General features: G+C 69.2%; 8 protein-coding genes. 4 read left to right on the forward strand and 4 right to left on the reverse strand.

From position 1 onward, the window contains the following. Positions 1-153: 153 nt before the first annotated feature. Entirely contained in the window at positions 154-462 is a 309-nt protein-coding gene (locus O9335_RS14115; protein WP_298389203.1) for a cupin domain-containing protein, read from the reverse strand. Between the two features lie 270 nt (positions 463-732). Here O9335_RS14115 and O9335_RS14120 point away from each other — a divergent pair, with 270 nt between their 5' ends. Continuing rightward, positions 733-1,116: a YchJ family metal-binding protein gene (locus O9335_RS14120; RefSeq protein ID WP_298389205.1), complete on the forward strand. Its 384-nt coding sequence runs from the start codon at positions 733-735 to the stop codon at positions 1,114-1,116. After that, on the forward strand, positions 1,109-1,795 hold the full coding sequence (locus O9335_RS14125) for a pseudouridine synthase (RefSeq protein ID WP_298389207.1): 687 nt from the start codon (positions 1,109-1,111) through the stop codon (positions 1,793-1,795). The genes O9335_RS14120 and O9335_RS14125 overlap by 8 nt, the downstream gene beginning before the upstream one ends. On the opposite strand, the gene O9335_RS14130 is transcribed toward O9335_RS14125, so the two are convergent. Beyond that, positions 1,792-3,729: a hypothetical protein gene (locus O9335_RS14130; RefSeq protein WP_298389209.1), complete on the reverse strand. Its 1,938-nt coding sequence runs from the start codon at positions 3,727-3,729 to the stop codon at positions 1,792-1,794. The two genes, O9335_RS14125 and O9335_RS14130, sit on opposite strands and share 4 nt — an antisense overlap. Continuing rightward, positions 3,726-5,213 (reverse strand): NAD-dependent succinate-semialdehyde dehydrogenase, encoded by a 1,488-nt coding sequence (locus tag O9335_RS14135; protein ID WP_298389211.1) that lies wholly within the window; start codon positions 5,211-5,213, stop codon positions 3,726-3,728. Before O9335_RS14135 ends, O9335_RS14130 begins: the two co-directional genes overlap by 4 nt. 79 nt (positions 5,214-5,292) lie before the next feature. Between O9335_RS14135 and alaS the strand changes: the two genes are divergently transcribed. Beyond that, entirely contained in the window at positions 5,293-7,917 is a 2,625-nt protein-coding gene (gene alaS, locus O9335_RS14140; protein WP_298389213.1) for an alanine--tRNA ligase, read from the forward strand. Next, a complete protein-coding gene (locus O9335_RS14145; RefSeq protein ID WP_298389215.1) occupies positions 7,917-8,453 on the forward strand; it encodes a GNAT family N-acetyltransferase in 537 nt (178 codons plus the stop codon). The genes alaS and O9335_RS14145 overlap by 1 nt, the downstream gene beginning before the upstream one ends. A 76-nt stretch (positions 8,454-8,529) precedes the next feature. On the opposite strand, the gene O9335_RS14150 is transcribed toward O9335_RS14145, so the two are convergent. Next, positions 8,530-8,887: hypothetical protein (locus tag O9335_RS14150; RefSeq protein WP_298389217.1), on the reverse strand; the 358-nt coding region annotated here is incomplete at its 5' end.

Here is an 8,887-nt window from a genome sequence, read left to right on the forward strand (position 1 = left end):
TGGGTCACTCAGGACACCCGCCGGTGTCCGCGATCAGGATGGAACGCTGTCCGCCTTCAGCGTGGAACGGTGTCCGCCATCACGGTGGAATGCTGTCCGCCATCACAGCGGAATGGTGTCCGGGATGGCGTGGAATACGCAGTCAGCCCGCCGTCAAGGGGGAGTCAACGGAGGCCCCATCACTTGCATGCCATGCGCGGCAAACAGCGCGGCGCCGGCCTGCGGCTCGGGGGGGCCTGGAAGCTGAGCCAGCGCGCGGAAGAAGTCCTCCATCGCGCCGGCCGGCGTGTAGAGGTAACACAGACGCCCGCTTGAACTGAGCTGACAAAAGCTATGAGGCACCCGACGAGGCAAAAAGATGCTGTCCCCTTCCCCAAGGTCGAACTGGTCGTCGCCACACTGAAAGCGATACCGGCCCGCCTTCACGATGAAGACCTCGTCTTGGTCATGGTGCATGTGCAAGGGAGGGCCGCCTGGTGAGTGGCCTTCCCAAGTCATCACACTCAAGGCGCCACCTGTATCGGCTGCTGCGACCTTGAGCGTCCAAACATCAGGCCCAATGGCCAAGGGTTCGCCGCAACGGCTGTGGCCCTTTGGCACGATCAAAGCACGAGCGGGTGAAGCAGCATCGGCCATAAGAAAACTCCGTCCAAGCGATGGCTCGCAGCATGGCAGCAACGACGGAACCGCGCTGGTAAAAATCGGACAGGCATCAGGGGGAACAATTGCCTCATGCAATGCCCCTGCACACCCGCCCGCGCTTACCAAGATTGCTGCGGCGCCCACCACACCAGCTTTGCCCAAACCGGCCGCCTCACCGCCCCCACGGCCGAGGCGCTGATGCGCAGCCGCTACAGCGCCTTCGTGCTGGACTTGCGCGACTACCTGCTGGCCAGTTGGCACCCCAGCACGCGCCCGGGACAGTTGGAAGCGCCTGAAGCCGGCTTGAAGTGGCTGGGGCTTGAGGTCAAGGCGCAGCAAGAGAAAGACGACACCGCCACCGTCGCCTTCGTGGCCCGCAGCAAGCTGGGCGGCAGGGCGCACCGGCTGGTCGAGACCAGCCGCTTCGTGCGCGAAGACGGGCAATGGTTCTACGTGGACGGCGACCTTGCTTGAGGCCCTGTTCGAGGACGTTTGGCTGCTGGCCATCGCCAAGCCGCCGGGCTTGTTGACGCACCGCACGCCCCTCGACGCCCACGAAACCACGAGCGCGCACGAGCAGGCCGAAGCCCAGTGGGGGCAGCGCTTGTGGCCCGCCCACCGCCTGGACAAGGGCACCAGCGGCGTGTTGCTGTTCGCCCGAGATGCCGAGACGGCCAGCCGCCTGGGCGCAGCGTTTTCGGCGGGCATCGTGGACAAGCGCTACCGCGCCTGGGTAAGAGGCTGGCCGGCGACCGACTCAGGCCGTGTCGATCACCCCCTCGCGCGCGACCCCGAGCGCGCCAGCGCGGGCCAAGCGCACGCCGAGGCGAACACCGATTGGCAGGTGCTGCAGCGCCTGGAATGGCCCCTGCGCACCCACCCCGACTTCGCCAGCACCCGCACCGCCGTGTTGGCGCTGACGCCGCACCAGGGGCGACGGCATCAGTTGCGGCGCCACTGCAAGCACCTGGGCCACCCCATCGTGGGCGACGCCACGCACGGCAAGGGAGCGCTCAACCGCGTCCTGGCCCAGCACCTGGGCCTGCAGCGCTTGTGGCTGCATGCCGAAGTCCTGGGGCTGCGCCACCCGCTGACAGACCTGCCCCTGGCGCTGCACGCGCCCATGGGGCCGGAGTGGCAGGCGATCGTTTAGACGCCCTTCAGCGCCTGGGCCGTCGTGGTCAAAGCGGCTTGCAACGCCTCGGGCAGCTCAGCGTCGTTGCCATCCCAAGCCTGCAAGCCGTCGGCCAGCGGTGCCGCCCCCAGGCTGCGGGCCAGCATGGCCACGCGTTGCGCGGCGACTTGGCGGGCTGCCCCCGTCGGCGCCCGCGCCAACTCCTGGCGCAAGGCCAACAAGGCAGGCGCCATCAGCCGTGCCGTTGTGCCGTAGTGCCGGCCCAAGCGGACCTGCGCCGCGGCGCGGTCGGGCAACGGGTCGGGCAACGGGTCGGACAAGCGGTCCGGCGAGCGGTCCGGCAAGGCGTCGCTCAGCGCATCGGGCACGGTGGGCCGTTCGGCGTCGGTTTCGGCGTCGCCTTCGGCCACGTCGATGCGCCCCGGTGCGGGCACCGCTTGCAGCACGCCCAACCACGCCCGCTCGCCGTCGCTGGTGGCCCGCGGCTCGGCGCGGCAGCGCACCCACACCGCGGTACCCAGCGCGGTGCGCAGCGGCAGCGTCAGGTCCCAGCCCTGGGCGTCTTCGGCCAGCGCGTCATCCAGCGCGTTTTGAAGGCGGCGTCGCTGAACGTCGTCGGCCACTTGGTGCACGAACTGGCCCCACCCCATCTCGCCCGCCTGAGCAGGCCGGCCCTGCAGGTGGAAGAACTGCGGCGAAGCCTGCATCAACAGGTTGCTCTCCTCCAGACGGAAGGTGGCCGCGCCATGCAGGGCCTCGCCATCGCGCAAGAGCTGCCATTGGGTCTGCAGGCCCTGCGCGGCCTCACCCACGCGCTGGACCGTGCCCGCCAAGCGCTCGGCCTGCCCATCGGCACCGTAGGCGACAACCGCGGCCTTGATCCACACCGCCTGCCCCTCTTCGCCCCCAGGGGCACGCAAACGCAGCACCACGTCCCGGTGCGTGGCCGTGCCAGCCAGCAAGCCCAAAAACTGCGCACGGGCCAGGGCCCAATCGTCGGGGCTCAGCCAGTCGGCCCATTGCGCGACCGGTCGCCCCCCCAGCACCACCGCAGCAGCCGGCCCCGTCAATCGGATGGCGGCTGCGTCCATGGTCACTTGCTGGCTGCGCAAGTCGGCTTGCCAGGTGCCGGTTTGCGCAGCCTCCAGGCCCTCGTGCAGGGCGTTGACCTCGTCGTGCAGGCGGTCGAGTTGGGCCTCGGCTTCGGCGCGGGCTCTGGCCATCGCGTGCTGTTCGGCGTCCCAGCGGGCTTGCTCCTGAAGCCAAGCGGCATGCTCGTTCTCGCGGCGCTGGCGCTCGGCCTCCAACTGCGTCAAGAGTTCGTCGTGCAGGCGAGCAGACTGGGCCTGCTGCGCGACCCGTTCGCGCTCGGCCCGCGCCAAGGCCTCGCCATCCAGCGCCAACACCACCGCCCCCAGCCAGCGGTCGCGGGTGTCGCGCAACGGCTGCATTTCCACCTGCCATGCCAAGGGGTTGCCGTGCAGGTCGAAGCCGTCGCAAGCCAGGGCGAGCGCCTGACCTTGGCCCACGGCCTGCTCCAACTCGGTGCGAGCCTCGCCCTCGGGCAGCCCGAGCACCTGGACCAACTCGCGCCCGATGGCCTGCGGGCCGTGACGATCGGTGCGCTGAGAAAGCGCGGCGTTGACCCAGTTGACCCGCCCCCGAACGTCCAGGGTGAGCACCGGTTGCTGCGTCAAGGCCGCCACCTGGGCCTGCCGGTCCAGCGCCTTCATGCGCCGCCGTGCCGAAGCCCGCGTGCCCATCCACACGACCAGGCCCCAAAGCCAACCGGCCAGCGCCAGCAAGGCCAAGGCCCAGGCCTCGTGTTCGGGCGAGGGCGGCCACACCAACAGCCGCCCCAAGCTCCACCAAGCGGCCAAGGCCGCAGCACCCACCGCCACCAGGCCAACACCGGCCACGATCAAGGCGCCCCACACAGCACGGGCTTTCATGCGTTCACATCCCCCACGCAAACCAGCTTGGTGTCGAGGTATTCCTCCAGCCCATGGTGTCCTCCTTCGCGACCGAAGCCGCTTTGCTTGACGCCCCCAAAAGGCAACTCCGCGCTGCTGATGAGCCCGGTGTTGACCCCGACCATGCCGTACTCCAAGGCTTCGGCCAGACGGATGACGCGTCCGATGTCGCGGCTGTAAAAGTAAGCCGCGAGGCCGTACTCGCTGGCGTTGGCCAGAGCCAAGGCCTGGGCCTCGGTGTCGAACCTGAGCACAGGCGCCACCGGGCCGAAGGTTTCTTCCACGGCGCAGCGCATTTTGGGAGTGACCCCGACGAGCAGCGTGGGCTCGAAGAAGGTGGGGCCCAGGTCACCCCGCACCTGCCCGCCCACACGAGCCGTGGCGCCCAGGGCCAGGGCATCGTCCACATGGGCCTTGACCTTGGCCAGCGCCGATGCATCGATCACCGGGCCCACTTGCACCCCCGCTTGGGTACCCGGGCCCAGGTGCAAGGCGGCCACGCGCTCCGCCAAGCGTTCGACAAAGGCGTCGTGGATGCCGGCCTGCACCAGCAGGCGGTTGGCGCTGATACAGGTCTGCCCGCTGTTGCGGTACTTGGCCTGCACGGCGCCCTCCACGGCGCTGTCGAGGTCGGCGTCGTCGAACACGATGAAGGGCGCATGCCCGCCCAGCTCCATCGACAGGCGCTTGAGCGTGGGCGCGCACTGCGCCATCAGGATGCGCCCCACTTCGGTGGAGCCGGTGAAGCTCAAGTGCCGCACGCCTGGGTGCGCGCACCACACCTGCCCGACGGCGATGGAGTCGTCGGCGTTGGCCGGCAACACGGCCAGCACACCGGCGGGCAGGCCAGCGCGCAGGGCCAACTCGGCACAAGCCAAGGCGGTGAGCGGCGTTTGCTCGGCGGGCTTGACCATCACCGTGCAACCCGCGGCCAACGCGGGGGCCACCTTGCGGGTGATCATCGCCAGGGGAAAGTTCCACGGCGTGATGGCGGCACACACCCCAACCGGCTGGCGCCACACCCATTGGCGCTTGTTGCCGTCGCTGCTGGGGATGGTTTCACCGTACACGCGCTTGCCTTCTTCGGCATACCACTCCAGAAAGCTGGCGGCGTAGCTGACTTCGCCACGCGCTTCGGCCAGGGGCTTGCCCTGCTCGGCGGTCATCAACTGGGCCAGATCGTCGGCGTTTTGGCGCAGCAACTGCGCCCAACGCGACAACAGCAGCCCACGCTCGCGGGCGCTGCGGCTTCGCCAACTGGGCAAGGCACGCTCGGCGGCTTCCACCATCAGGCGCGCCTGGTCGGCGTCGCCGCTGGTGACGTCGGCCAAGTGCGTGCCCGTGGCCGGGTTGTGCACCGCGAAACGGCTAGGGCCGCTCACCCATTCGCCGCCCAACAAGGCGTCGACGCGCAGCAGGCTGGCATCATGGAGGGCTGGCAGCGCCGTGTCGGCTTCGCTCATGGGGGTTCTCCTCGGTGACGAGCCGCGCACTCTAGCCCTTGCGCCGCCCCTTCACGCAACCGACCCGAGCCGAGCCCCGATGAAAGCCGCCGAGATCCGCCGCACCTTCCTGTCGTTCTTTGAAAGCAAAGGCCACGCCGTGGTGGCCAGCTCGCCGGTGGTGCCTGGTGACGACCCGACCCTGCTGTTCACCAACGCGGGCATGAACCAGTTCAAGGACGTGTTCCTGGGCTTCGACAAGCGCCCCTACAGCCGCGCCGCCACCAGCCAGAAGTGCATCCGCGCCGGCGGCAAACACAACGACCTGGACAACGTCGGCTACACCGCGCGCCACCACACCTTCTTCGAGATGCTGGGCAACTTCAGCTTCGGCGACTACTTCAAGAAGGACGCCATTCGCTACGCCTGGGAGCTGCTGACCGTTCACTTCCAGCTGCCGGCGGACAAGCTCTGGGCCACGGTGTACGCCGAAGACGACGAGGCCTACGACATCTGGCTGAAGGACATCGGCCTGCCCGCCGAGCGCATCGTGCGCATCGGCGACAACAAGGGCGGCCGCTACATGTCCGACAACTTCTGGATGATGGGCGACACCGGCCCCTGCGGCCCCTGCTCCGAGATCTTCTTCGACCATGGCCCCGACGTGGCCGGCGGCCCGCCCGGCAGCCCCGAGCAAGACGGCGACCGCTACATCGAGATCTGGAACAACGTCTTCATGCAGTTCAACCGCACCGAAGACGGGGTGATGCACCCGCTGCCCAAGCCGAGCGTGGACACCGGCATGGGCCTGGAGCGCCTGGCCGCCGTGCTGCAGCACGTGCACAGCAACTACGAGATCGACCTGTTTGCGGCGCTCTTGGCCGCCGCCAAACAGGCCGTGGACGAAGCCGGCGCGGGCGACTGCGACGCCAACAGCCCCAGCCTGAAGGTCATCGCCGACCACATCCGCGCCTGCAGCTTCACCGTCTGCGACGGCGTCATCCCCGGCAACGCCGGCCGCGGCTACGTGCTGCGCCGCATCGCCCGCCGCGCCATCCGCCACGGCTACAAGCTGGGCGCGCGCGCGCCCTTCTTCCACAAGCTGGTCAAGGCCCTGGTGGCCCAGATGGGCGAGGCCTACCCCGAGCTGCGTCAAGCCGAAGCCCGCGTGACCGAGGTGCTGCAGCAGGAGGAAACCGGCTTCTTCCGCACCATCGCCAACGGCATGGAGATCCTGGAAGCGGCCTTGGCCAGCGGCCAGGGCGTCGACGGCGACACCGCCTTCAAGCTGCACGACACCTACGGCTTCCCGGTCGACCTGACCGGCGACGTCTGCCGCGAACGCGGCGTGGCCGTGGACGAGGCCCGATTCAACGAGCTGCTGGAAGAGCAGCGCACCCGCGCCCGCGCCGCCGGCAAGTTCAAGATGGCCCAGGGCCTGGCCTACAGCGGCACGCCCACGGCCTTCCATGGGTACGAGCACCTGGTGTGCGAGACCAGCAAGATCACCGCGCTGTACGTGGACGGCAGCGCCGTCGACAAGGCCCAGGCCGGTGACGACGTGGTCGTCGTGCTCGACCACACCCCCTTCTACGCCGAGAGCGGCGGCCAGGTGGGCGACCGCGGCGAGCTGCGCAACGCCACCAGCCGCGTCAGCGTGCACGACACGCTGAAGATCCAGGCCGACGTGTTCGGCCACCACGGCAGCGTGGCCGAAGGCGAGCTGAAGGTGGGCGACGTGCTGGTGGCCCGCGTGGACGGCGACGCCCGCGCCCACACCACCCGCAACCACAGCGCCACCCACCTGATGCACAAGGCCCTGCGCGAGGTGCTGGGCGCCCACGTGCAGCAAAAGGGTTCGCTGGTCAACGCCGACCGCACCCGCTTCGACTTCGCCCACGGCCAGGCCGTGACGGCCGCGCAAATCGCCGAAGTGGAGCGCCTGGTGAACGCCGAGATCCTGGCCAACGCCGCCACCGACGCCGCCGTCATGGCTCTGGAAGACGCCCAGAAGAGCGGCGCCATGATGCTGTTCGGCGAGAAGTACGCCGACACCGTGCGCGTGCTCACCATCGGCAGCAGCAAGGAGCTCTGCGGCGGCACCCACGTGCAGCGCGCGGGCGACATCGGCCTGTTCAAGATCGTGGCCGAAGGCGCCGTGGCCGCCGGCATCCGCCGCGTGGAAGCCGTGACCGGCGCCAACGCGCTGGCCTACCTGCAGACCCTGGAAGACCGCCTCGCTCAGATCGCCAGCCGCCTGAAGGTGGCCCCGGCCGATGCGGGACATCGCGTGGACGCCCTGCTCGACCAGATCAAGCAGCTGGACAAGGAGCTGGCGGCCGTCAAGGGCAAGCTGGCCTCCAGCCAGAGCGACGCCCTGGTCGGCCAAGCCATGGATGTGAGCGGCGTGCGCGTGCTGGCCGCCGTGCTGGAGGGCGCCGACAGCAAGACCCTGCGCGACGCGCTGGACAAGCTGCGCGACAAGCTCAAGAGCGCGGCCATCGTGCTGGCCGCCGTGGACGGCGAGAAGGTCAACCTGGGTGCAGCCGTCACGGCCGACCTGACGGCCAAGATCAAGGCCGGCGAGTTGGTCAGCTTCGTGGCCCAGCAAGTGGGCGGCAAGGGTGGCGGCAAGCCCGACATGGCCATGGCCGGCGGCACCCAGCCTGCGGGCGTGCCGGCGGCGCTGGCCAGCGTCAAAGACTGGATCGCGCAGCGCGCCTGATGGCCGCCGACGCGATCTCGATCCGGCGTCCCACGATGGCCGATGTCGCGGCCATCGTGACGCACGTGGGCGACCCCGCCGTGTTCGGCGGCTTGCTGCAAATGCCCTACCCCACGGAGGCCGCTTGGCGGCAAAGGCTGGAAGACACAATGAAGCTGGGCGCCACTGACCTCATGCTGGTCGCCGAACGCGATGGCGAGTTGGTCGGCTTGGCCGGATTGCACGGGGCGGGCACGTCCCCACGAAGGGCTCACGCGCGCACTCTGGGCTTGTGGGTCGTACCGCACGCGCACAGGCAAGGCGTGGGAAGCGCCCTGATGCAAGCGCTGGTCGATGTGGCCGACCGCTGGATAGGCGCGTTGCGCTTGGAACTGACCGTCAACGCTGACAACGCTGCTGCCATTGCGCTCTACAGGCGCTTCGGCTTTGAGTTAGAGGGCACGCACCGCGGCTACACGCTGCGAGACGGCGTGCTGGTCGACTGCCACGCCATGGCGCGTTGGAATCCGCAACCGCCCACGCGCCCCGGCGCTTGACGATCCAGCCCCAGAAACGACAAAGCCCGGCCAAGCCGGGCTTCTCTCTTTTGGGCCAAGCGACTGCGCCTGGGTTTCAGACCCCGCGCAACCAGCTGCGCAGCGAGAAGCTGAACCAACTGCTCCGTTCGCCCGAGGACGACAGGCTGCCGCCGCCCACGCTGCCACGGTCCAGGGCTTTCGGCTCCATGGCCGTGGGCCGGTCCGTGGAGGCAGCCGCTGCCCCAGTGCCCTCGCGGGCCTCTTGAACCACCTCGGGCGCGCGCGGTGCAGCCGAGGTGCGCTCGGCGGTGTCGGCATTCGAGCGCGCCGCGGGCGTGGCCCCAGGCTTGCCCTCGTCGCTGACGACCGGGGGCGGCACCACCGGGACGGCCGAGGCACGCTTGCCGGTCACCAGCAGGCGGCCCAACTTCACCAGTTCACTGGCTTGCGAT

Source organism: Inhella sp., from assembly GCF_027532025.1.
Classification (GTDB): Bacteria; Pseudomonadota; Gammaproteobacteria; order Burkholderiales; family Burkholderiaceae_C; genus Inhella.